This window comes from Methylobacterium sp. 391_Methyba4 (assembly GCF_029691625.1).
Classification (GTDB): Bacteria; Pseudomonadota; Alphaproteobacteria; order Rhizobiales; family Beijerinckiaceae; genus Methylobacterium; species Methylobacterium fujisawaense.
On record NZ_CP121475.1, the window covers coordinates 4,614,536 to 4,637,820 of the forward strand.

General features: G+C 71.0%; 21 protein-coding genes. 8 read left to right on the plus strand and 13 right to left on the minus strand.

All coding sequences use genetic code 11. The features are described from left to right. Positions 1 to 26 precede the first annotated feature (26 nt). Positions 27 to 3,290: a DNA translocase FtsK gene (locus P9K36_RS21660; RefSeq protein WP_278307319.1), complete on the minus strand. Its 3,264-nt coding sequence runs from the start codon at positions 3,288 to 3,290 to the stop codon at positions 27 to 29. Between the two features lie 343 nt (positions 3,291 to 3,633). On the opposite strand from P9K36_RS21660, the gene P9K36_RS21665 reads away from it, so the two are divergent. The 3 genes from P9K36_RS21665 (at position 3,634) to P9K36_RS21675 (ending at position 6,729) form a co-directional block, all read left to right on the plus strand. Then, the gene (locus P9K36_RS21665; protein WP_278305973.1) at positions 3,634 to 5,697 is read left to right on the plus strand and encodes an NAD(+) synthase; all 2,064 of its coding nucleotides are present in this window, start codon (positions 3,634 to 3,636) and stop codon (positions 5,695 to 5,697) included. Positions 5,698 to 5,813: 116 nt separating this feature from the next. After that, positions 5,814 to 6,044: a hypothetical protein gene (locus tag P9K36_RS21670; protein WP_043351157.1), complete on the plus strand. Its 231-nt coding sequence runs from the start codon at positions 5,814 to 5,816 to the stop codon at positions 6,042 to 6,044. A gap of 280 nt (positions 6,045 to 6,324) precedes the next feature. After that, entirely contained in the window at positions 6,325 to 6,729 is a 405-nt protein-coding gene (locus P9K36_RS21675; RefSeq protein WP_043351152.1) for a PilZ domain-containing protein, read from the plus strand. Positions 6,730 to 6,732: 3 nt separating this feature from the next. Here P9K36_RS21675 and P9K36_RS21680 read toward each other — a convergent pair whose 3' ends face one another. Then, a complete protein-coding gene (locus P9K36_RS21680; RefSeq protein ID WP_043387800.1) occupies positions 6,733 to 7,170 on the minus strand; it encodes an HIT family protein in 438 nt (145 codons plus the stop codon). Positions 7,171 to 7,363: 193 nt separating this feature from the next. Here P9K36_RS21680 and P9K36_RS21685 point away from each other — a divergent pair, with 193 nt between their 5' ends. Beyond that, complete coding sequence (locus tag P9K36_RS21685; RefSeq protein ID WP_043351145.1) at positions 7,364 to 8,323, plus strand: cation diffusion facilitator family transporter; 960 nt, start codon at positions 7,364 to 7,366, stop codon at positions 8,321 to 8,323. 547 nt (positions 8,324 to 8,870) lie between these two features. Next, the gene (locus P9K36_RS21690; RefSeq protein ID WP_078947335.1) at positions 8,871 to 9,131 is read left to right on the plus strand and encodes a PepSY domain-containing protein; all 261 of its coding nucleotides are present in this window, start codon (positions 8,871 to 8,873) and stop codon (positions 9,129 to 9,131) included. 182 nt (positions 9,132 to 9,313) lie between these two features. Here P9K36_RS21690 and P9K36_RS21695 read toward each other — a convergent pair whose 3' ends face one another. The 5 genes from P9K36_RS21695 to P9K36_RS21715 all read right to left on the minus strand — a co-directional run bounded on the left by P9K36_RS21695 (position 9,314) and on the right by P9K36_RS21715 (position 13,914). After that, positions 9,314 to 10,168 carry an SDR family oxidoreductase gene (locus P9K36_RS21695; RefSeq protein ID WP_278305974.1) on the minus strand — a complete coding sequence of 285 codons (855 nt, stop codon included), beginning with the start codon at positions 10,166 to 10,168 and terminating at the stop codon, positions 9,314 to 9,316. A gap of 10 nt (positions 10,169 to 10,178) precedes the next feature. Beyond that, positions 10,179 to 10,358 (minus strand): DUF1328 domain-containing protein, encoded by a 180-nt coding sequence (locus P9K36_RS21700; RefSeq protein WP_043351142.1) that lies wholly within the window; start codon positions 10,356 to 10,358, stop codon positions 10,179 to 10,181. A 112-nt stretch (positions 10,359 to 10,470) separates the two neighbouring features. Further along, a complete protein-coding gene (locus tag P9K36_RS21705) occupies positions 10,471 to 11,841 on the minus strand; it encodes a chloride channel protein (RefSeq protein WP_274927715.1) in 1,371 nt (456 codons plus the stop codon). Between the two features lie 112 nt (positions 11,842 to 11,953). Continuing rightward, complete coding sequence (locus tag P9K36_RS21710; RefSeq protein WP_043351140.1) at positions 11,954 to 12,241, minus strand: hypothetical protein; 288 nt, start codon at positions 12,239 to 12,241, stop codon at positions 11,954 to 11,956. 284 nt (positions 12,242 to 12,525) lie between these two features. Then, complete coding sequence (locus P9K36_RS21715) at positions 12,526 to 13,914, minus strand: deoxyribodipyrimidine photo-lyase (protein ID WP_278305975.1); 1,389 nt, start codon at positions 13,912 to 13,914, stop codon at positions 12,526 to 12,528. Between the two features lie 541 nt (positions 13,915 to 14,455). On the opposite strand from P9K36_RS21715, the gene P9K36_RS21720 reads away from it, so the two are divergent. Beyond that, positions 14,456 to 15,568, plus strand: a complete 1,113-nt coding sequence (locus P9K36_RS21720) for a hypothetical protein (protein ID WP_043387796.1) — start codon at positions 14,456 to 14,458, stop codon at positions 15,566 to 15,568. 114 nt (positions 15,569 to 15,682) lie between these two features. Here P9K36_RS21720 and P9K36_RS21725 read toward each other — a convergent pair whose 3' ends face one another. Continuing rightward, positions 15,683 to 17,095 carry a phosphatase PAP2 family protein gene (locus P9K36_RS21725; protein WP_278305976.1) on the minus strand — a complete coding sequence of 471 codons (1,413 nt, stop codon included), beginning with the start codon at positions 17,093 to 17,095 and terminating at the stop codon, positions 15,683 to 15,685. 138 nt (positions 17,096 to 17,233) lie between these two features. After that, positions 17,234 to 18,367, minus strand: a complete 1,134-nt coding sequence (gene dctP, locus P9K36_RS21730; RefSeq protein WP_236952723.1) for a TRAP transporter substrate-binding protein DctP — start codon at positions 18,365 to 18,367, stop codon at positions 17,234 to 17,236. Between the two features lie 147 nt (positions 18,368 to 18,514). Here dctP and P9K36_RS21735 point away from each other — a divergent pair, with 147 nt between their 5' ends. Next, positions 18,515 to 19,084, plus strand: a complete 570-nt coding sequence (locus tag P9K36_RS21735) for a protein-tyrosine-phosphatase (RefSeq protein ID WP_043387791.1) — start codon at positions 18,515 to 18,517, stop codon at positions 19,082 to 19,084. Between the two features lie 12 nt (positions 19,085 to 19,096). Here the strand turns inward: P9K36_RS21735 and P9K36_RS21740 are convergent, their stop codons facing one another. The 4 genes from P9K36_RS21740 to P9K36_RS21755 all read right to left on the minus strand — a co-directional run bounded on the left by P9K36_RS21740 (position 19,097) and on the right by P9K36_RS21755 (position 22,535). Continuing rightward, positions 19,097 to 20,233, minus strand: a complete 1,137-nt coding sequence (locus P9K36_RS21740; RefSeq protein ID WP_043387790.1) for a branched-chain amino acid ABC transporter substrate-binding protein — start codon at positions 20,231 to 20,233, stop codon at positions 19,097 to 19,099. A 150-nt stretch (positions 20,234 to 20,383) separates the two neighbouring features. Then, the gene (locus tag P9K36_RS21745) at positions 20,384 to 21,553 is read right to left on the minus strand and encodes a polysaccharide biosynthesis/export family protein (protein WP_075381991.1); all 1,170 of its coding nucleotides are present in this window, start codon (positions 21,551 to 21,553) and stop codon (positions 20,384 to 20,386) included. A gap of 261 nt (positions 21,554 to 21,814) precedes the next feature. Then, entirely contained in the window at positions 21,815 to 22,063 is a 249-nt protein-coding gene (locus P9K36_RS21750) for a hypothetical protein (protein WP_278305977.1), read from the minus strand. A gap of 187 nt (positions 22,064 to 22,250) precedes the next feature. Continuing rightward, a complete protein-coding gene (locus P9K36_RS21755; protein ID WP_043388174.1) occupies positions 22,251 to 22,535 on the minus strand; it encodes a DUF3072 domain-containing protein in 285 nt (94 codons plus the stop codon). A 175-nt stretch (positions 22,536 to 22,710) separates the two neighbouring features. Between P9K36_RS21755 and P9K36_RS21760 the strand changes: the two genes are divergently transcribed. Further along, complete coding sequence (locus P9K36_RS21760; protein ID WP_278305978.1) at positions 22,711 to 23,283, plus strand: gluconokinase; 573 nt, start codon at positions 22,711 to 22,713, stop codon at positions 23,281 to 23,283. The last annotated feature ends 2 nt before the right edge of the window (positions 23,284 to 23,285 follow it).

Consider the following 23,285-nt stretch of genomic DNA (forward strand, 5'->3'; position numbering starts at 1 on the left):
GGGGGATCGGCCCGGGGCGCCGCGTCTCACTCGTCGTCGTACACGCCGCTCGACATGTGGGCTGCGCCGGCGACCAGGATCTCGCGCTTGCCGGCATGGTTGGCCGGGCCGACGATCCCCTCGATCTCCATCCGCTCCATGATCGAGGCGGCGCGGTTGTAGCCGATCTGCAGACGGCGCTGGATGTAGCTCGTCGACGCCTTCTGGTCGCGCAGCACCACCTCGATCGCCTGCTTGTAGAGGTCGTCGGACTCGCCGCCGGTCGCCGCCGCGAAGGCGCCGATGTCGAAGACGGGGGCCTCCTCCTCGGGCTCGTCGCCGCGCTCGGCCTTGTCGGCCGCGGCGGCCTTGCCCCGGCCGGACCGGCCGCCCTCCTTGGCGGGCTCCTCGGGCGAATCGTCCGCCGTGACGGCGTCGAGGTAGCTGGGGCGGCCCTGGCGCTTGAGGTGCGCCACGACGGTCTCGACCTCGCTGTCCGAGCAGAACGGTCCGTGCACCCGGGTCGTGCGCCCGCCGCCGGCCATGAACAGCATGTCGCCCTGGCCCAGAAGCTGCTCCGCGCCCATCTCGCCCAGGATCGTGCGCGAGTCGATCTTGCTCGTCACCTGGAAGCTGATCCGGGTCGGGAAGTTCGCCTTGATCGTCCCGGTGATCACGTCCACCGAAGGCCGTTGCGTCGCCATGATCAGGTGGATGCCCGCCGCCCGCGCCATCTGCGCCAGACGCTGGATCGCCCCCTCGATGTCCTTGCCGGCCACCATCATCAGGTCGGCCATCTCGTCGACCACGATCACGATGTACGGCAGCGGCGCCAGATCCATCGCCTCGTCCTCGTAGACCGCCTCGCCGGTGTGGCGGTCGAAGCCGGTCTGGATCGTGCGCGTGATGGTCTCGCCCTTGTCGCGGGCCTCCTTCATGCGGGCGTTGTAGCCGTCGATGTTCCGGACGGCGATCTTGGCCATTTTCTTGTAGCGCTCCTCCATCTCGCGCACGGCCCATTTGAGGGCGATGACCGCCTTCTTGGGGTCGATGACCACGGGGGAGAGCAGGTGCGGGATGCCGTCGTAGACCGACAGTTCCAGCATCTTCGGATCGACCATGATCAGCCGGCACTCCTCCGGCTTCAGCCGGTAGAGCAGCGACAGGATCATGGTGTTGATCGCCACCGACTTGCCCGAGCCGGTGGTGCCGGCCACCAGCAGGTGCGGCATGCGCGCGAGGTCGGCGATGATCGGCTCGCCGCCGATGTTCTTGCCCAGGCACAGGGCCAGCTTGTGCTTGCTCTCGGCGAAGTCGGCCGACGAGAGGAGCTCGCGCAGATACACCGTCTCGCGGGTCTCGTTCGGCAGCTCGATGCCGATGACGTTCCGGCCGGGCACCACCGCGACGCGGGCCGAGACCGCCGACATCGACCGGGCGATGTCGTCCGACAGGCCGATGACGCGGCTGGACTTGGTGCCCGGTGCCGGCTCCAGCTCGTAGAGGGTGACGACCGGGCCCGGCCGCACCGCCAGGATGTCGCCGCGCACGCCGAAATCCTGGACCGTCTGCTGCAGGTTGAGGGCGTTCTGCTCCAGCACGTCGGCATCGACCTCCTCGCTGCCGCCCGGCGCCGGCAGGGCGAGCAGTTCGAGGGACGGCAGCTCGTAATCGGCGTTCTCGATCGGCGCGATCTCGAGATGGCGGCCGGCCGGGATCAGGTGGGCGCGGGGCGCGACGAGCGGGACCGCAACCGGCGCGGGGGCCGGCAGGGCGGCGACCGGCTCGGACGGCTCGTCCGCGACGGGCTCGGCCTCGCTCTCAACCTCGGCTTCGACCGGCTCGGGCTGCGGCGCCAGCTTGCCCCGGAGCAGGACCGGGCGCGGGGTCATCGGGATCACCACGCGCTCGGCTTCAGCGCGCGCGGCGGCCGGCGCGGCCGCAACCGGGGCCACAACCGGGACCGGGACGGCCTCGGGCTGGGCCGGGGGCGCCGGCGGTAGGGTGCTCGGCTGGCCGGCCGCGCGGATCGCCGCCCGGGCCGCCATGGCGCTGAGCGCCGGGACCCGGCGCGGAGCCTCGGAGACCGGCGCGGCCGGAGGCTCGGCTACGGCGCTGCCGGGACCGAAGACCAGCGACAGGCCGGAGGCCGGGGCCGCGGCGGGGGGCAGGAAGGCGCTCCGGATCGCGGCGGCCTCCTCGGTCCGCGGGCCGGAATCCGTGCCGTTATCCTGCCCGTCGGCGGGGCGCGGCGGCTGGTCGAACCGCACGAGCCGGTCGAGCACGTAGACCGGCCGCGGCGGCAGCGAGCGCAGGTGCGAGATGTCGAGGGGCATCGAGACGAAGCGCTCGTCGGACGCCGCCGGCGCGGTGACGGCCTCCGGGGCCGGGGGCGCCTCGGCGGACTGCGCCTCCAGGGCCGACCAGGCCTCGACGGACGACCAGTCGCCGCCGTCGAACCAGGGCTGGACCTCGGACCAGTCGGGCAGGTCGGACCAGTCGCGGGCCGGGGCCTCGGCGACGGTTTCGACGCTCTCGGCGACGAAAGGCGCCGCCGCGACGGGGGCGATCACCGCCGTGGACGCGGCCAGCTCGACGGCGGGCCGGACCGGGCGGCGATCCGGCGTGCGGAAGAAGCGGACGCCCGGCGGGGCGACGAAGGGCTGGCGCCACAGGGGCACCGGATCCGCGTCCAGCGCGGCGGCTTCGGGCGGGACCGGCATGACGGCGACGCGCTCCGCCGCCTCGGCGGCGGTCCGCTCGTGCGCGATGCGCTCCCGCTCGGCCTCCTCGCGGGCGGCCCGCTCGGTCTCCAGGGCGAGGGCGGCCGCCTGCGCCTCGGCGCGGGCGCGCTCCAGGGCGACGCGCTCGGCCTCCAGGGCGCGCTGGCGGCGCTCCTGCAGGACCGAATCGGGGGTGCGGGTGTAGCGCACGGCCGAGGGGGCGGCGGCCTGGACCGGCGCGGCGACCGGCGCACCGGCCGGCACGCCCTCGGGGGCGATGGCGGCGGGGCGGCGCGGCTGGCGCACCAGCACGCCCGGCGAGGACGCGCTGCGGTCGATCCGGCTCTCGAAGGCCGGCGCATCCAGGGCGTCGAGGCTCGCCCGGTCGTCGAAGACCTGGTCCGGCCAATGCGGTTCGGGCGCGGCCGCGCGCGGGACGCGCTCGGCGGCCTCGCGGCCGACCATCGCGCCCGGCGGCGTGAGCCAGCTCGGCTCCGCCCGGCGCCCGGGGGCACCGTAGGACGGGCGGGCGGGGAGTCCGACCGGGGAGCCGGACAGGCGGCGGGTGAGGCTCGCGCGGAGCGCCATCAGCCGGTGCGCCAGGGCTCCCAGGGAGAGGCCCGAGCGGTCGCCGCCGCGGACGGGGCGGGCGGGGTCACGGTGGGAGTACGGAGGCCGTCCCGATGCGCGCATGGGTTCTCAGACGATACTCGAAACAGGGATCCGCCGACGCGCGGCGGCTGTTCCTGAGTTAGGCCATTCGTCGTTAATGGAGGCTTGCCACGGGCCGCGCTGCGGAAACCATGCCGGGAACAGAGCGGTTCGTGCGCCGTGCAGCCAACCCGCCGCGGGCGCCGACCGCGTCCGATCGCCCGTGCCGGGCCGCATGCCATATGATACCCGCAGCCATTCCTCATCCGGACAGGTGCCCGTGTCTCCAGCCACCTCCGAATCGCCGGCGCGCTTCCGCTCCCTCTACCGCCACGGCTTCGCCCGGGTTGCGGCCTGCACAGGCCGGAGCCACCCGGCCGAGCCCGAGCGCAACGCCGACGCGATCCTCGACCTCGCCCGGAGGTGCCACGATTCGGGGGCCGCGCTGGCGGTCTTCACCGAACTCGGCCTCTCGGCCTACGCGATCGAGGACCTGCTGCTCCAGCAGACCCTGCTGGACGCGGTCGAGGCCGCCGCCGCCCGGGTGATCGCCGAATCGGCCAATCTCCGGCCGCTGCTGCTGGTCGGCGCGCCGCTCCGCTGGCGCCACCGCGTCTACAATACCGCGCTCGCCATCCAGGGCGGCCGCCTGCTCGGCGTCGTGCCGAAGACCTTCCTGCCGAACTACCGGGAGTTCTACGAGAAGCGCCACTTCGCCTCCGGCGCCGGGATCACCGGCGAGACCATCCGGGTCGCCGGCCGCGAGGCGCCGTTCGGCACCGACCTGCTGTTCCCGGCCGAGGACCTGCCGGGCCTCGTGGTCGGGGTGGAGATCTGCGAGGATCTGTGGGTTCCGGAGCCCCCGGGCATGCGCGCGGCCCTCGCCGGCGCCACGGTGCTGGCCAACCTCTCGGGCAGCCCGATCACCGTCGGCCGGGCCGAGTCGCGGGCGCTCCTCTCGCGGGCGGCCGCGATGCGCGGCGCCTGCGCGTATGTCTATGCCGCCGCCGGCCAGGGCGAATCGACCACCGACCTGTCCTGGGACGGCCAGACCAGCATCGACGAGCTGGGCGTGCGGCTGGCCGAGGGCGAGCGCTTCCCCGCGGGCCCGGTGACGACGCTCGCCGACATCGACCTCGACCTGATCGCCCAGGAGCGCCTCCAGGCCGGCAGCTTCGACGACGACGCCCGGCGCCAGGCCCTGCCCTATCGCCGGGTCCCGTTCCGGCTCGACCCGCCGGAGGCCGATCTTGGGCTGATCCGGCGGATCGAGCGCTTTCCCTTCGTGCCCGCCGACCCGACGCGCCTCGCCCAGGATTGCTACGAGGCCTACAACATCCAGGTCGCCGGCCTCGCCCAGCGCCTGGAGGCCACCGGCACCCGCCGGGCCGTGATCGGCGTCTCGGGCGGCCTCGATTCGACCCACGCGCTCATCGTGATCGCCAAGGCCTTCGACCGCCTCGGTTATCCGCGCTCGGACATCCTGGCCTACACGCTGCCGGGCTTCGCCACCTCGAACGCCACCAAGACCAATGCCCACGCCCTCATGAAGGCCCTGGGCTGCACGGCCGCCGAGATCGATATCCGCCCGGCCGCCCGGCAGATGCTCGCCGACATGAACCACCCCTTCGCCAGGGGCGAGGCGGTCTACGACGTGACCTTCGAGAACGTGCAGGCGGGCCTGCGCACCGATTACCTGTTCCGGCTGGCCAACCAGGCGGGCGGCATCGTGGTCGGCACCGGCGACCTCTCGGAGCTGGCGCTCGGCTGGTGCACCTATGGCGTCGGCGACCAGATGAGCCACTACGCGGTCAATGCCGGCGTGCCGAAGACGCTGATCCAGCACCTGATCCGCTGGGTGATCGGCCACGGCGAGGTCGGGCCGGACGAGGCGCGCACCCTCCAGGCGGTCCTCGACACCGAGATCTCCCCCGAGCTTGTGCCGGTGGACCAGGATGACAGCCCGCAGAGCACGGAGGCCACGATCGGCCCCTATGCGCTGCAGGACTTCAACCTGTTCTACACGCTGCGCTACGGGTTCCGACCCTCGAAAATCGCCTTCCTGGCGCTCCACGCCTGGGGCGACAGGGACAGCGGCTTCTGGGCGCCGGACTTCCCCGAGGCCAAGCGGGTCGCCTACGACCTGCCCGAGATCCGCCGCTGGCTCGGCGTGTTCCTCACCCGCTTTTTCGGCTTCAGCCAGTTCAAGCGCTCGGCGCTCCCCAACGGGCCGAAGGTCTCGGCCGGCGGCTCCCTCTCGCCCCGGGGCGACTGGCGCGCGCCCTCCGACGGGTCGGCGCGCATCTGGATCGCGGAGTTGAACCGAAACGTCCCCGAAACTTGACCGACACAAACTCGACCGATTGTGCCATTATGAGCACGGTCAAGCCGATTCTTCGCAATGCAAAATACCGTATTGGGAAAATTTGGCTTTGAGGGCGGCCAGGCGGAGGACTTCGGATGCGAAGCTACAACCTGTTCCAGCTCAAGAGCGTCGAGGGTCTCTGCTGCGCGGTGCCTGAGGCCAGCACCGTCCCGCCTTTCATCGGCGCCGGCCGCTGGACCTTCGGCGGCAAGCTCTGCGACGGCAGCCGGCAACCCCTCGACTTCGACGACCGAGCCGCCGACACCGCCGTGCGCTTCAACGGATTCTACCTGTTCCAGACGGTGGACCGGCGCTTCATCGCGTGAGCGGGGGCATCGGGAAGGACTGAGCGCGCCCATGCGGCGCGCGGGCCGAGCCGCCCGCCGGCGTTCCGCAACGCAGCACGAAGAACGCCGTCCGCCCGGCGGCGCCAGCCGCGCCGGCTTGAAACCGGATCGCCCCGCGCGCCGAGCCGGGACCCGGCGATGGGACCCCCGTCGGCAGGGATCCCGCCGCGCGGCGGGCTCCGACTCTGCGATCGCAACGAAGATTCCTTAAGGGCTGGCGTGCAGGACTGGCGGCATCGTCAGCTTCGGAGCCGGCCGCATGTCGGAGCATCGCAGAGAGGCGCGCCAGAGGGTCTTCCTCAAGGGTCGCATCGTCTTCAACAACGGCTCGTCGAGCTTCGATTGCCTCGTGCGCGACATGTCCTCCGCCGGTGCGCGGCTCGTCATGAGCGACGCCACCACGCTCCCGGAGGCCTTCGATCTCTACATTCCGCAGAAGGATCGGACCTACCGGGCCATCCTGCGCTGGCGCCGGGAGGACGGCATCGGCGTGACCTTCGAGCAGCCGGCCAGCGCCGCGCCCGCGGCGCCCGTTGCGGCCGCGACGGACGCCTCTGTGACCCTGCTGCTGAAGCGCGTCAGCGAACTCGAGACCGAGAACGCCGCCCTGCGCCGCCTGCTCGCCAGCATGGCCCAGTCGGCCGATCCGGCGAGCGCGGCCTGATTCTCAGCCCTGCCCCTCCAGGGCCGCGCGGATGCGTGCGGCATGCTCGGCCAGGACCGCGTTGTCGGCCATCCCGCCCTCGTGGCGCTTGAGCGGCACGCCCTCACGCCGCGGGATGATGTGGACGTGCAGGTGAAAGACGGTCTGGCCGCCGGCCGGCTCGTTGAACTGGAAGAGGGTCAGCCCCTCGGCCTGGAACGCCGCCTTCACGGCGCGGGCGACCTTCTGGACGCGCGCCATCAGGACGCCGAGCGACTCCGGATCGGCATCGAGCAGGCCCCGCGCCGGCGCCTTCGGGATCACCAGGGTGTGGCCTTCCCCCTGGGGCATCACGTCCATGAAGGCCAGCGTATGGTCGTCCTCGTAGACGCGGTGGCAGGGGATCTCGCCCCGCAGGATCTTGGCGAAGATGTTGTCGGGATCGTAGGGGGCGTCGGCCATGCTGCCTCCGGGTCTCCGTGAGCGGTCGTCGAGCGGTTGCAGGTTGCACGGGCCACCCACCCGCGTCCACACGGGAACAAGCGGCCTGCCGCAACGCTTGCCTCGCCGCGGCCGCAGCGCCGTGCCGGGCTTCGTCGGTCCGGCTTCCAACGAGGCGCGCAGGTCGGCACGCGGCGCGCGCAAGGAGTTCCGGATGGCGCACGAGAGCACGGGGGCGATCTACGCGGCCGCGGGGGCCAATCTCGCCATCGCGGCGGCGAAGTTCGTGGGCGGTGCGCTGACCGGCTCGACGGCGATGCTCGCCGAGGGCGTGCACTCGGTGGTCGACACGGCCAATCAGGTGCTGCTGCTCGTCGGCATGAAGCGGGCCGGGCGCCCGGCCGATGCCCGCCACCCGTTCGGCTACGGGCGCGAGATCTACTTCTACGCCTTCGTGGTGGCGCTGATGATCTTCCTCGGCGGCGGCCTCTTCGCGATCTACGAGGGGATCGAGCGGATCCGCCATCCCGAGCCGGACGTCGATGCCGAGTTGTTCGGCTATCGGCTGCCGGGCCTCTGGGTGAATGTCGGGATCCTCGGCTTCGCCATCGCGGCGGAGGGCACCTCCTTCTTCGTGGCGATGCGCCAGTTCTGGGCCGAGAAGGGCCAGCATTCGGCCGTGCGGGCGATCCGGCGCAGCAAGGATCCGACCCTGTTCACGGTGCTCGCCGAGGACACCGCCGCCCTGATCGGCCTCGTCATCGCGCTCGCGGGCGTGGCCCTGTCGCATATCCTGGAGATGCCGAGCCTCGATGGCTGGGCGTCGGTGGGCATCGGCCTCGTGCTCGTCGGCATGGCGGTGTTCCTCATGGTCGAGACCCACGGCCTTCTGATCGGCGAGGCGGCCGATCCCGAGATCGTCGCGGCGATCACGGAGCTGGCCCGGGCCGAGCCGGGCGTGCTCCACATCAACGAGGTGCTGACCCAGCACCTCGGCCCCTCCGACATCCTGGTCAATCTCAGCATCGACATGGCCGACGACCTCAGCGCCGGGGATGTCGAGAGCCTCGTCACCCGCCTCGACCGGGCGCTGAAGGCGCGCAGCCCCGACGTGACCCGGGTGTTCATCGAGATCCAGCACCACGGCGACCACACGGTGCGGCGGGCGGCCTGAACGGGACTCGCTGGGCCCCCGGCCCGCAGGTCTCGCATCTGAAGCGGCGAAGCCGGATCGCGGCGTCGATCCCGCATCCTCACGCGGGGACGCATCAGACGGCGGCCGGTCGAGCATCCGGGCGAGGAGGGTCGGCCCCTCGCCGGGACGGCCATGACAACGTGCGGTGCCCCCGATCTCGTGGCGGAGATCGCCGCGCTTGCGACCACCCACGTCATCGCCCGCGGGGCGCTGCGTCCCTTGTGCCCTCTCGGGCGAGGGTCAGGGTCGCCCGGCTCGTCCCGATGACGGCCTGTTCCACGCCTGCACGGCTGCCCCCTTCGAGGGACGCGGCGTCTGCGAGACAGACCTGAGTTCGGCCATCTCCTGCATCGCGACGAGAGCGGCGTCGCGACATTGGCTCAGTCTTTCGGAACGGCAATTCTATCGTTCGGCCGTCCGCCAGGGCCGGTGACTGAAGCGGCCGGCAGAAAATGACGATGCGACACCCCCCGGATGACTGGGGCGCCCTAGATCATTCTCTGCGTGACCTCATGAGATACAGACAATGATCAAGCGAACGATGCTCGCACTCGCCCTTGCCCTCGGCGCAAGCGCGCCCGTCACCGCCATGGCCGATCAGCCGGGGCCGGACTGGATGCCGGTGGAACAGGTCAAAGCCAAGCTTCTGTCGTCGGGCTACACGTCGATCACGAAAATCGAGGCCGACGATGGGCATTGGGACGGCGAAGGGATCAAAAACGGACAGAAAATGAAGTTCGAGCTAGATCCCAAGACGGGGGAAATCCTTGGCGAGGCCCCCCATTAGGGAGGCCGAGGGCGGACCATGCGTTGCGGGTGTGCCGCCGGATCGTCGGTCGTTCGTGCTTCGACCTGACGTGTTTTCGGCTTGCCGGGCTCAACGCCGATGAAGGTCTCCTCTGAAGGTCTCGTCCGCCTCCACGAGGCCAGTGCCGCCAGCCGGCGCGTCCATCGGGATGGGCGCGCCGTTCAGTCGCTCCGGCCGACCTGACGGAGGCTGAGCGCCCAGAGCCGTTCCTGCACGGCCTCGTCGCGGCTCTCGGCCGAGGAGACCTTCGGCTGCCCGTGCGAGAAGTAACGGCCGGTGACGCCATCGAGGTCAGGGGCGCTGGCCACGCGGAGGGAGGTCCGTGCGCCCTTCTCGGGCGTGATCAGGAACGGCCGCATCAGGGCCCAGGCCGCGCCGAACAGGCCGCCGGTGTTCTTGGCGAAGCCGGTGTTGACCACCCCCGGATGGAGGGCGTTCACCGTGATGCCGCTGTCGCGCAGCCGGCGGGCCAGGGCATAGGTGAACAGCACGTTGCCGAGCTTGGCCTGGGCATACGCCCCCATCGCCCGGTAGCGCCGGGCGCCCTCGATGTCGTCGAAGTCGATATGCCCCCGGTAATGGGCCGCCGAGGCGACGTTGACGATCCGCGACCTTCCGCCGGCCGCCGACGCTTGCCTCAGGGGATCGAGGAGTTCCAGGGTCAGGAGCACGTAGCCCAGATGGTCGAGCGCCCAGGTGCGCTCGATGCCGTCGGCGGTCAGCGTGCGCCGGTCGAAGATCGCGCCGGCATTGTTCACCAGCACGTCGAGGCGCGGATAGGCGGCCCGCAGGGTCTCGGCGAGCCGGTGGATCTCGGCCTGCGCGGACAGGTCCGCGCAGTGCGGCTCCACGGCGGCACCGGGCACCGCGGCGCGCATCCGGTCGGCGCAGGCCTGCAGCTTCCCGGCGTCCCGGCCGACGATCGCGACCCGCGCGCCGAGGCGCGCGAGCCCGAGGGCCGTCTCGTAGCCGATGCCGCCGGTCGCCCCGGTGACGAGGCAGACCGTGCCGCGCACGGTGCCGGCCTCAGAAGACCGCCTGACCGACCGCGAAGGCGATGACCACGATCACGATGGCGATGACCAGGAACAGCCCGAACAGGATGCGGGCCAGCGAGCCGGCTCCCGAGGCGATTCCGGTGAAGCCGAGACCGCCGGCGATCAGCGAGATCACGAAGCAGATGAGGGCCCATTTCAGAAGGGTCATGACGTCACTCCGGCTGCGGCCCGGCGCGGGGCCTGTCGCTTCTGCCTCAACCGACGCCAAGCGAGACCGTTCCGCGGATTCCGGCCCGCGCCGCTTATAGTCTTACGTGAGGTCAACCGGTCTTCGCCACGGGCTGCGCCGGCACGTCGGCGCGCTCCAGCATGATCTCCGCCAGGGTGTGGTAGAGCCCGCCCCGGCAGACCGCCTTGGAGGCGGCGTCGGCCAGGAGGGCCGCGACCATCAGCGGGATCACCATCGCGTGGTTCTGGGTCATCTCGGTGACGATGACGAAGCTGGTGATCGGCGCCTGCAGCACGCCGGTCAGGTAGGCCACCATCCCGATCAGCACCACGGCGCCCACGGGCATGTCCGGCAGGAGGCCGTGGACCGTGCCGCCGAGGCCGGCGCCGACCGCCAGGGACGGCGCGAACAGGCCGCCGGGGATGCCGCTGATCGAGCTCAGCACGGTGGCGCCGAATTTCAGGGGCGCGTAGGTCCAGCCGGCCGCCGCATCCCCGTGGAGGATGGCCCGGGCCTCCTCGTAGCCGGTCCCGTAGGCCGCGCCCCCGGAGGCGAGGCCGCAGAGGGCGACGCACAGCCCGCAGCCCGCGGCGAACACGACGGGCCGCCGCCGGATCAGCCGCCCGGCCGCCCCGGGCAGGCCGCGGGCGAACAGGATCACGACGCGGCTGAACAGCCCGCCCGCGAGGCCGCCGACCACGGCGACGAGCGGCACGATCCAGGCCGCCGCCAGCGGCAGGGCGGCATCGGTCGTCCCGAAATAGGTGTAATTGCCCAGAAGCCCGAGGGAGGTCAGGCCCGCCGCGACGATCCCGGCGACGATCAGGCCCGAGGAGCGCGCCTCGTAGGCGCGGCCCAGCTCCTCGATGCCGAACACGATGCCGGCCAGCGGCGTGTTGAAGGCCGCCGCGACGCCGGCCGCGCCGCCCGCGAGCAGCAGCCCGGGCAGGCGCTCTGGCGTCAGGCGCCCGAAGGCCGCCATGATCGCCGCGCCCACCTGCACGGTGGGCCCCTCGCGGCCCGCCGAGGCGCCGCAGAGCAGGCCCAGGAACAGGACCAGCACCTTGCCCACCGCCACCCGCGGCGAGATCAGGGAGAAGCGGAAGCGCGCGTCCCGGGCATGCCGGGCGGCGATCACCTGCGGGATGCCCGACCCTTGCGAATTCGGGAAGACCGTGCGGGCCAGGAGCGCCGCGAGGGCGAAGCCCGCCGGCGTCAGCACCAGGGCGATCAGCGGCGAGGGCGCGGTGAGGCGCCGGAACCCGTCCTGCGCGAGGTCGGCGCCCTTGGCCATCAGCACGGCGGCGAGACCCACGCCGATGCCGCCGACCAGGAAGAGCAGGCGACCGCGCCAGAGGGGAAAGGCCTCCATCGAGGCCGACCGCAGGCGCATGATCGAGCGGCGGTAGCGCGAGCGTTGCGGCGGCGGGGCATCCTTGGTGTCCCCAACGTCGTCCCGCATCTCGACCATGAAAGAGCACCTCGTCCGCGCAGCCGGAGCGGACGCTATAGCGCAACGGTCGAGGAAAGACCCGTTTCAAGGGAGGCCGGCACGCGCGTGCCGGCCCCACCGCTCACCAGCGGTAATGCCACGCGGCCCGGCGCCAGCCCCCATGATGGTGCCAGCCCCAGGGGCGGTGCCAGCCGACCCGGCGCCAAGCCCAGGGACGGTGCCAGCCGTAGACCACCGGCCGCGCGTAGTAGACCGGGCGGTAGGCGTAGGGACGCCAGTTCGGCTTGCACCAGCCGGACCAGCCCCGGTGGAAGCCCGGGCCGCAGCCCTGGGCGGCGTCCGCCGTGCCGACCGTGGCGGTCAAGGTTCCGAGCGCGAGGAGTGCTGCGCCTGCAAGCTTCATTCGCATCGTCGTCCTCCTTTCAGTCGCAAGCTATAGCGATGATCCGGTCTCGGTCGGACCGAGATGTCACCGGATGATGTCCGGCCGTTTGCGAGGAGCCGGAAGTGCGCTCGAAACACCCGGAGCCGGGACAGCGTTTCTTCACAAACCTGTGTGCTGCTGAGACCCGGGATCCGGCCGAAGAAAGCGTTGCAATACGGTGGGGGACCGCACGGACCGGGCGCGCCGTCGCGCGATGATTGCGACGATGCTCCTGCGCCCGGAAAATGCCGGACGGGCGGCGCGCCCCCTCACCCCTCGGCCGCGCAGAGCGTCTCCACGGCCCGCACATAGGCCTTGGCGTCGAACTTCTTGAGCGAGTTCTCGCTCTGATACCGCACGGTGCCGAAGATCTTGCGCTTCTGCCAGGGCCGGTCGTGCAGGCCGTACACCCAGGCGACGTTGGTGAAGGAGTTCGGATCGCGCCCGTCGAGGAAGTAGCGGTTGTTCAGCCGGAGCGTCCGGGCGAAGCCTTCCTTCGGCGACGGGGACCATTCGAGGATCTTCTTGCCCCAGTACATCCGCAGCTGATTGTGCATGTAGCCGGTCTCGCGCATCTCGCGCATCGCGGCGTTCCAGTAGCGGTCGTGGGTCTCGCCGGCGGCGAGCTGCTTCTCCGAGTAGGCGTGCGGGCGCGCGTCCGTCGCGTGCTCGGCCAGGGTCTTGCGCGCCCAGTCCGGCACGGCCTTGTCGTAGTCGTCGTAGCCCTCCGTGTAGAAGACGTGGTTCATGGCGAGCTCGCGCCGGACGATCAGCTCCTCCAGATAGGCACCGCGGTCGTCGGAATCGCCGATCCCGGCCTCCCGGACCGCCAGGGCGATCTCGACCGGCGAGATCTGCCCGAAATGCAGGTACGGGCTCATGTGCGAGGCGGCCGCCGCCTCCGGCCTGTTGCGCCCCGCGCCGTAGCCGGCAAACCCATCCTTCAGGAACGCCTTCAGGCGCTTGCGGGCCTGCGTCTCGCCGCCGGTGAACCGCTTCACCGGCCCGACCGCCCGGTCGAGGCTCATCCCGGCGAGCACCGCCTCCGGATCGGAGACGTCGACCGCGCTCTTCAGCTTCAGGCGATCGGCCTTGTGCTTCACCGTGCGGGGCTTCAGCGCCGCGATGAACGGGTCCCACAGCCGGTTCAGCTTCGGCCGCAGCGTCCGGGCGGCGTATTCGTGCTTTCCCGAGGCCGTCTCGACCGGCACGACGACGTCGCCCTCGACCTGGACGATCCGCGTCGTCACCGCCTCGGCGATCTCCCGGTACCAGCCCTTCTGGATGGCGAGATAGCCGCGGTCGAGGACGAGGAGCGCCGCGTCCGCGGCGAGGTCGATGGCGATTTGCGCGGGCGAGACCTTGCGCATGACGAAGCCGATCCCGCGCTTCTCCAGGCCCGCCTTCGCATCCGCGAGACCCTGCAGCAGGAAGGCGTAGTGCCGGGCATTGGCTTCGGGAAAGCCGCTGGCGCCGTCGAGCAGGCCGAAGCAGGCGACCACCGGCAGGCCGAGGCGGTTCGCCTCCTCGATGGCGAGTTCGAGGGCCGGGTTGAACGTCGCCCGGTTGGCCTGCTGCAACAGGTACAGGACGTAGGCGCCGTCTCCGCGGGGCTCGACATCGTTGAGGATCCGGATCCGCTCACCCTGGGTCGCCATGCTGACCTGCCCCTTGCTTGGCGCGCCGCGCCGGAAACTTGGCTGGAGAAGGTAGAGCGTTCGGGCAATTCGTCCGTCCGGACGGCGCGGATGAAAAGCCGCAGTCGAACCCTCGGGCCGGGCCCGGGTTCGATCCTGCAAAATCGCGATTCATCAGCGACTTGCGCACTGATCGATCGGATTCCGTGGACACAAAGCAGGTTTCGACCGGGCCGGCCGATCTGCGACATTTTCAACACAGGCCTGCGGCGATGCGTGCGCGGGCACACAAAGGACAGCCCTGCTGTCCTGAATGCCCTTGAATTTTCCGTCCAGGGGCGCAGATTGTGCAGCGCGGGAAGGCGATGGCGTCGCCCTCTCGCAGCCCTTCTTGGGCGTTTCCTCCCTAGACTTCGGGCCGCTCCTTCGGGAGTGGCCTTTTTTCTGTCCGGATGGTGGTCGGGCAGCCTCTGTCACCGAAGCGCGTGCGTCCCGCTGGATCCCGCCGGACCCGGCCGCCATGCTGGCGGTGAGCGCCGGGACAGGCGCCGGAGGACACGCCATGAGAATCGTCACCGCCCTGCCGGCGCTCGCCTGCCTGCTCGCCCTCGCGGGCCCTGCGACCGCGGAGCCGCCGCGGTTCCAGGTCGACCCGTCCTGGCCGAAGCCGCTGCCGAACGACTGGATCATGGGTCAGGCGGCCGGCGTCGCCGTCGACGCCCAGGATCATGTCTGGGTGGTCCAGCGGCCGCGGACGCTCACCGACGACGAGAAGGCGGCCAGCCTCGATCCGCCGCGCACGAAGTGCTGCAGGCCCGCCCCGCCGGTTCTGGAATTCGCCCAGGACGGGACGCTGCTGCGGAGCTGGGGCGGCCCCGGGACCGGCTACGACTGGCCGTCCAACGAGCACGGGATCCAGATCGACGGCCAGGGCTTCGTCTGGATCGCCGGCAACGGCGAGCAGGACGGCCAGCTCCTGAAATTCACCCCCGAGGGCAAGTTCGTCCTGCAGATCGGCAAGTCCGGTCCGCAGACCGACAGCCAGGACACGACCCGCCTGGGCAAGCCCGCCAACGTCGATTTCGACATGGCGGCCAACGAGGTCTACGTCGCGGACGGCTACTTCAATCACCGCATCATCGTCTTCGACCGGGACACGGGCGCGTTCAAGCGGATGTGGGGCGCCTACGGCAAGCCGCCGACCGACGACAAGCTCGGCCCCTACGATCCGGCGGCGGCCCCGTCCCGGCAATTCGCCAACCCGGTCCATTGCGTGCGGATCGCCCGGGACGGGCTGGTCTATGTCTGCGACCGGACCAACGACCGCATCCAGGTCTTCAAAAAGGACGGGACCTTCGTGAAGGAGATCCTCGTCGAGAAGAACACCCGGGCCAACGGCTCGGTCTGGGAACTGGCCCTCTGGCCGGACGCTGACGAGACCTACCTGCTCAATGCCGACGGGGCCAACAACGAGGTGCGCACGCTCGCGCGGGATACGGGTGAGGTGGTCGGCGCCTTCGGCCGGAACGGGCGCATGGCAGGCCAGTTCCACTGGGTCCACAACCTCGCGATCGACTCGCAGGGCAACGTGTTCACCACCGAGGTCGACACGGGCAAGCGGGCGCAGAAGTTCCTGGCCCTGGGACAGTTCGTTCTGCGCAAGCGGACGCCATAAGCGGCGGCGCCGGGATCCGCGGCGGCGCCCTCGGCCCTGTCCCGACGGCGCCGGCCGCGCCGGCGTGCCGTCGTTCCGGCCCGGGTGGAGGGAGCGGGCGCGACCGCCGGCCCCTCAGCGCGTCGCGCTGGTCCCCGCCCGTTGCGCCGCCAGCGCGGCGGCCTTGCCGGCCGCCGTGTAGAGGTCGAGGCGGGCGTAGACGCCGAATTCCGAGCCGTCGTCGAGGAAGCCGCCGCCCGGTCCCTGCGTCTCGGTGAGGATGGCGTTGGCCTCGTCCAGCGTCAGCGCCGGGAAGGCCGCGGTAAGCAGGTGCCCGGCCTCCGGGGCGATCTTGGCGACATCCTCCTGCCGGCCGGCGGTCTCCGGGTGCACCACCGGCAGGCCGTAGGTCTGGGTCGCCGCGTAGAAGGCCGCGTTGGCGGCCGGGTCCTTGAAGCGGCCCGTATCCTTTGCGGCACAGGCCGCCACCGTATCGCCGCAGCCGGCCTTCAGCGCCTCGGCCATCGCCGCGCGGGCCTCGGCCAGGAGCGCCCGGTAATCGGTCACGCCCACCGTCCTGTCGGCCTCGGCGGTCGCCTGATCGAGGACGGCCGGATTCTTCCGGATCTGGCCGACATAGACCGGATCGTTGGCGAGCAGATGGGCCAGGGCGTGCAGCGAGGTCGCCCGGCCGCCCAGCACGTCCATGGCGTAATGCGCCCCGACGATGATCCGGTCGTTGCCGTACTCGGCGGCGCGGGCAACCATCTGCTGGTAGCGCTCGGGGACGAGGAGCGCGAGCACCATGGACTCGGTGTAGCCGTAGGTGGTGTGGCCGCTCGGATAGGACGGGCTGTTGACGAGATCCTGCGCGGGGCCGCGCAACCAGTCGAGGCTGTGGGACGGAGCGCCGAAGTAATCCTGGCCGCGATAGGCCCGCAGGCGCGGCAGGGTCTGGAACGGGCGCGAATTGCCGTAGCGGTCGGCGCCGGGGCTGCCGGCGGGCCGGTCATAGGCCTTGCCGAACACGTCGGTCACGGCGCCTTCCGCCAGGATCGCGGCAGCCGCGTCGGAGACCGGAGTCTTGCCGTTGGTGGTGGCGTTGGCGAAGAAGTATTTGCCGGAATTCGAATCCGACTTGGTGACGTTGTTGGTGTAGCCGATCAGGTTGGCCACCGCCGGCGCGATGCTCGTGAAGGTCTTGTAGTCGCTGTAGGTCGCCTTGGCCTGGTAGGCCTGCGCGAGGGTCGTGCCCAGACCGTCCGCGAGGCCGGCGGCGTTGCCGTCGGTGATGAAGCAGTCCCGCAGGGCGAGCTGCTGCTGTTCCGGGAACGGCAGGAGCGTCGGCTGCTTGAGGTCGCCGGTCTGGATGTCGCCGGTGACCTGCAGGTTCGCGTCGAGCGCCGCCTTGCCCGCGGGCGAGGCCTGCAACCGCGCCACCGGGACCAGCCCGCGCAGGGCCGTCAGGTTGGCGGCCGATTGTGCGACGGCCTGAAGGGGCAAGGCCGCCCCGAGCAGCGCCAATCCGACCCGCAGCGTCCCGAACATGCAGCCGTCTCCCTCGCCGAAGCCGTGCCGGACGCTAGAGCCGGCCGCCCTCGCGTTGCAATCGCGCGCGGCCCCGGCATCCCCATCTTTGACGGGGCCCCCGAGGCCGGAGCCGGATCCCCTGCGGCGGCGCGCGCTTCAGCCCCGCGCCCGGGCGCGGATCATGAAGTTGTCGTAGGTGTATTCCGCCACCTGGAACCAGAGGTACTCCTCGTTGCGGAAGGTGCGCATCGCCTCGTAGACGCGACGGAAATCGGCGTTCTTGGCGGCGATCTCGGCGTAGACGTCGTTGGCGTTCTTCAGGGCGGCTTCCATGACGTCCTGGGGGAAGGGCCTCAGCTGCGCACCCCCGGCCACCAGCCGGCGCAGGGCCTGCGGGTTGCGGGCGTCGTACTTGGCCTGCACGTCGGCGCCGACCTCGGCGGCGGCGGCCCGGAGGATCGCCTGGTAGGATTTCGGCAGCGCCTTCCACGCCTCGGCGTTGAACCAGAAGTGCAGCATGGCGCCGCCCTCCCAGAAGCCGGGATAGTGGTAGATCGGCGCGACCTTCTGCAGGCCGAGCCGCTCGTCGTCGTAGGGGCCGATCCACTCGGCGGCGTCGAGCTTCTTGCTCTCCAGCGCCGCGTAGATCTCCGGTCCCGGCACCGCCTGCGGCTGGACGCCGAACTTGGTCAGCACCTGGCCGCCCATGCCGCTGATCCGGAACTTGAGGCCCTGGAGGTCCGCGAGACTCTTGATCTCCCGGCGGAACCAGCCGCCCATCTGCGCGCCGGTATTGCCGCCCGGCAGGCAGACCAGCCCGGCCTTGGCGAAGATCTCGCCGAACAGCTCGGCCGCGCCCCCGGCCAGCCACCACGCGGCGGCGCCCCGGGCGTTCAGGCCGAACGGCACCGCGGTGGCCAGCGCGAAGGTCGGATCCTTGGCCATGCCGAGAGTCGCGGGCCCATGGCCCATCTCGACGGTGCCGGCGGCCACGGCGTCGAGCAGCCCATCGGCCGGCACCGGCTCGCCGGGGCCCTGAACCTGGATCTGGAAGCGCCCGTCGGTGGCCTCGGCGACGATCCGGCTGAGCGCCTCGGGGGCGCCGTACAGGATGTCGAGCGTCTTGGCGTAGGCGGAGGACAGGCGCCAGCGCAATTCCGGGGCACTCTGGGCCCGGGCCGGGGCGGCGAGCGGCCCGGTGAGCGCCGCGGCCGCGCCGAGGCCGGCGGTCAGCACGCTCCGGCGCCGGGTCCCGGCCGAGGGGGATCGCGCGAGGTGAGGTTCGTCCAACGGCATCTCGTCCGAGCAGGTCCGGTCCGACCGGGGCCGGATCGGAGGTCGCAGGTAGCACGTCCGTGCCGGTACTCGAAAGCCGCGGGCGCCGGGGCGGTTCCGTCGCGCCTCGAAACCGGCCTCCGCCCGTGCTAGGCGCCGGGGATGCGAACCGAGCCCGCCGTCACCCTGCACACCGTCTGCGGCCTGGAGGAGCTGGCCGGCCACGGCGCCCGCGGCGTCAGCCACGTCCTGTCGCTGCTCGATCCCGGAACGCCGGAGCCCGAGGCCTTCACCGCCTACGGCGCCCATGCCCGCACGACCCTCCGGTTCCACGATTGCCTCGCCCCGGGCGAAGGCCTCACCCCGCCGGAGCCCGAGCATGTCGGGGCGATCCTCGATTTCGGGCGGCACCTCGACGGCGCCGGCCATCTCCTGGTCCATTGCCATTACGGCCTGTCGCGCTCCACCGCGGCGCTGCTGATGTTGTTCGCGCAGGCCGAGCCCGCCACCCCCGCCGCCGCTCTGGTCGAGCGTCTCCACGCCCTGCGCGAGCCCGCTTGGCCGAATGCGCGCATGATCGGCTTCGCCGACACGATGCTGAATCGGGAGGGACAGCTCAGCGCCGCGGTGCGGCGGCTGCACGCTCTGCAACTGCAGGTCCGCCCGCATCTCGCTGAGCTGCTGCGCGGTCTCGGCCGCGGCGCCGAGGTCGAGGCCGCGCAGGCGCTGTGAGCGGCGGGGCTCTCACTTCCCGGCCGGCGTGAAGCTCCCGTCCTTCCAGACATAGAGCACGTAGCCCTGCGCGGTGACGTCGCCCTTGGCGTCGAAGCCGACCGTGCCGAGCACGAGATCGAACCGCTCCGTATGCAACGCCTGCGCGATGGGGCGCGCCTCGGTTGAATGGGCGAAGTTGCCGGCCGCAACCAGGGCCTGCATCGCCGCATACCCGTAGATCGTCGAGCCGGTGGGATCGACGCCCTCAGCCTTGAAGGCCTTCACGACGGCCGCGGCGGCGGGCTGCCGGCTCGGGTCGAGGTAGAAGGTCATCAGCACGCCGTTGCTCGCCGATCCGGCGGTCTTGGCGAAATCCGGCGTGGCGATGGCCGAGGTGCCGAACCATTGCGGCCGGTAGCCCCGGTCTGCGGCGATCTTCACCAAGCGGCCCATCTCGGCGGCGTCGCCGCCATAATAGACGACCTCGATCCCCGCGCCCTTGAGGCGGTCGGCCAGGGCGGAATCGTCGGCGTCGCTGGGCGAGAACGACAGGAACAGCGCCTCGTTCACGCCGATGCGGTTGAGATTGTCCTTCGTGGCGGCGGCGAGGCTGCGGGCGGCGGGCGTCTGGTCCTGGATGAGAGCGATCTTCCGGTCGCGGAACCGCTCGGCCAGAACGGCGGCGGACAGGCGGGCCTGATCGTCGTCGCGCCCGCACACCCGGAAGATCGTCGGCAGCCCCCTGTCGGTGAGCCGCGCCGCAACCGAGGCCGCGGAAATCATCACCACGCCGTTCTGAGCGTAGATGTCGGAGGCGGCGATCGAGGCGTTGGAGCAGACATGGCCGACCACGAGCCGGACGTTGCCGCGCACGAAATGGTTGGCCACCGCCGTGGCGGTGTTGGAATCGCAGGCATCGTCCTGCACGTCGAGGGTGACGGGCTGGCCGTCGAGTCCCCCCATGGCGTTGGCGTCCCGGGCCGCAGCCTCGACCCCCCGCAGCACCTGCTCGCCGACCGCCACGTAGGGCCCCGACCGCGGGACGGCCACGCCGATCACCACGTCGGCCGCCGCAGGAGTGGCCGGCAGGAACGCGAGACACAGGCTCAAGGCGATCAGTGCGGGCCGGAGCGGCCCGTGGGCGGGGACGAAACGTCCGATCTTCATCGGGCTCTTCTGGGCATCCTTGCGCGGCGGGTCAGCGCGACGGCGGATGCGGCTCCGTAGCCCCGATCCCGCCCCGCACCCTGTGCCCATACGCGAGGACGCGGAGAAACGCGATTTTTTTCCGCCGCTGTCCCGTATGCGGGCCGCTCCCTACTTGGCGTAGGAGTAGGCCAAGGCGGCGGAGGAGACTGGTCCGGTGACGCCGCTGAAGGCGGTGAGCACCTTCTGGACCTCGGTGAACGGCGCGTTCGACACGTAGATCAGATCGCGGTTGCGCATGCGGAACGCCTGGGAGACGAACAGGCTGTTGGGATCGCGCATGTCGATCCGGTAGACCACCGGCACCAGCGGCGTGCCGAGCAGCCGCGAGCTGGGGCTGAGGCGCCGCACGACGCTGGCCGGCTCGAACCGGAAGATGAACGTCCCGGCCGGGTCGGCGGCGAAGTCCGACAGGCCGCGCGCCTTGGCCAGCGCCTGGGCCAGGGTGATGCCGTCGGCCTGGAACGGCAGCTCGGTGCTGTTGCCCAGCGCGCCCACCGCGATGAAGGTCTGCGGGTCGCGCACCAGGGTGAGTACGTCGTTGGGTCGCAGGTAGATGTTCTCCTTGGGGTTCGACACCACCGTGGTCAGCGGCACGGTCGCGGTCACCGGGCCGCGCGAGAGCCGCACGAAGGTCTCGTTGACCGGCGCGCGGTTGCCGCCGGCGGCGGCGATGACGTCGAGGATGCGGTCGCCGTGGCCCGAGAGCGGCAGGCGGGCGCCGGCGGCGCCCTCGCCGGTGACGGTCACCGCCTGGCTGATCGGCCGGGTGACCGAGACCAGCACCTGCGGCTGGATGGCCTTGCCGGCGAGTTCGTTCTCGATGAGCGCCTGGACGTCCTGGGTGCGGCGGCCGGCGACCTTGATGCGGCCGGCATAGGGCACCGAGATGGCGCCGTCGCGCCCGACGGGCTGCTCGGGGATGAGGGCGGACTTGGAGCCCGCCGAGAAGCGGTCGGCCACCAGCGGCCCGGAGAACAGGCCGCCCGACCCGGCTTCCCAGATCGAGACCGAGACCATGTCGCCGACGCCGATCACCGGCTCCGAGGAGGGACGGTGGTCGCCGAAGGAGGCGAGCAGGCTGTCCAGCGGCCGGCCGCGCAGGGCTTCGACCACCGAGGGCGTGACGTCGATGATCTCGTAGCGGGCGAGCAGGCCGCCGTCGGCGGTGGCCACCTCCGCCCCCGCCTGGATCGCGCTCGCCGTCGGACCCGCCGCGGGCAGGTACGTGCAGCCCGACATCGCCGTGACGGCGAGCAGGACAAGGGGAAGTTTGCGCATCCAGATGTTGCCCATCGGTATTGCCGAGCCCGTGCCTAGCCCATGGCGGCCCAGGTGTCCGTAGCGGGTGAGCCACACTCCGGCCGGCACGGCCAAGACTGCGAAGTCATCCTCGTTAAGCACAGCTTTTTCGGGGCATAGAGACGACGAATGCCGGGCGTTCGCCCGCGGTCGCAATATCGAGATACAAATCCGGACGTCATCAGCGGCCGCACATTGGCCGTTCCAGCCCAATGGCCGACAATCCCGCGACCGATCGGCTCAATTTCCCTGCGTGACTGCCGCGGTGATGTCGCCGTAGACGACGCTGACGCGGGACACGTAGTACCGGATGCTGCCGACGGCGACGAGGAAGATCATGCCGCCGAGCAGGGCGTATTCCATTGCCGTGGATCCGTGGACGTCGCGGGCGAACCGTACGGCCTCGGCACGAATCCGATCCGTCAAGCCGAACGCCGTCCGCACCTGTACCGCACGCCGTCCTGCTTCGCCGCCGCCCGGCTCATCCATGGTCGAACGTGCCTTCTCAGTCCCGCTGCCCGCGCGGCCTCACGCGCTGCATGGGGGATAACCTCTCGCCATTGCCGCCGGCTTAACGAGGTGTTCGAAACAGGCCACCTTGTCCATTCCGGCCGGGATACGCCGCCCGGACGTAGACGGCGACGGGCGCGCCCGGGGGAAACGCGCCCGGCTTGGCTCAGGCGTGGCCGGCCTTATGGCGAAGGTCGTCGATCCGCTTCGAGGCTTCGGCCTTGTCGAGGTCAGGGTCGAACGCCGCCGGCTCCTTGGCCTCTTCCGAGAGCGTCTTCAGATAGGAAGCCTGCGCGCCGGTCATCGGCTCGCCGCCAGTCGTCCACTGATCCGGGTCCTTGATCTGGTTCGACACGTCCTTCGGGTCGGTCTTGGGGTTCTCCGTAGCGTCCTGATTCGATCCGGTACCCCGGCCGGCCTTCGGTGTTGCCTTCGCGGTTGTGCTAGCCATGCGACTCATGTTCCCTAAATGTTCGGCGTCTGCGGGGTGAACGCGCCCGGCCGCGCCGCGGTTCCTGCGGGCGCCGCAGCCCGTTTGCATCCCCGGCGATCTTCCCTTCTGGAAACCCGCTCCTATTGATGTGAGGGGCAGCGCCCCGACGCGCCTCGGAGCCAGGGTGGTCCGGATGACGTCCCAATCGGAGCCGGCGCCGGATGCCGGAACGGCCGCCGCCGGTCAGGTGCTCGTTGTCATGGGCGTCTCGGGTTCCGGGAAGAGCACCGTGGCGGCGCTGATCGCCGAGACGCTTGGCTGGATCTTCGCGGACGGCGACAGCTTTCACACGCCGGAGCACGTGGCGAAGATGCATGCGGGCCTCGCCCTCGACGATGCGGATCGCGCGCCCTGGCTGGCCCGGATTGCGACTTGGATCCAGCAGCGCCTCGACGCTGGCGAGTCGGGCGTGGTGGCCTGTTCGGCCCTCCGCCGCGCGTACCGGGACGTTCTCACCCGCGGGAGCCAGCGGGTTCGCCTCGTCTATCTGGACGGCGACCGGACCCTGATCGCGCAGCGCCTCGCCGAGCGGCAGGGCCATTTCATGCCGCCGCGTCTCTTGGACAGCCAGTTTGCGGCCCTGGAGATCCCGGGGGCCGATGAACACCCGATCACGGTCGGCATCCGCGAATCGCCCGAGGCCATTGCCGACCGGGTGGTCGCGGAACTCGCGGCCGAAATGCGCCGGGATACGGTTGGGAAGTGAGC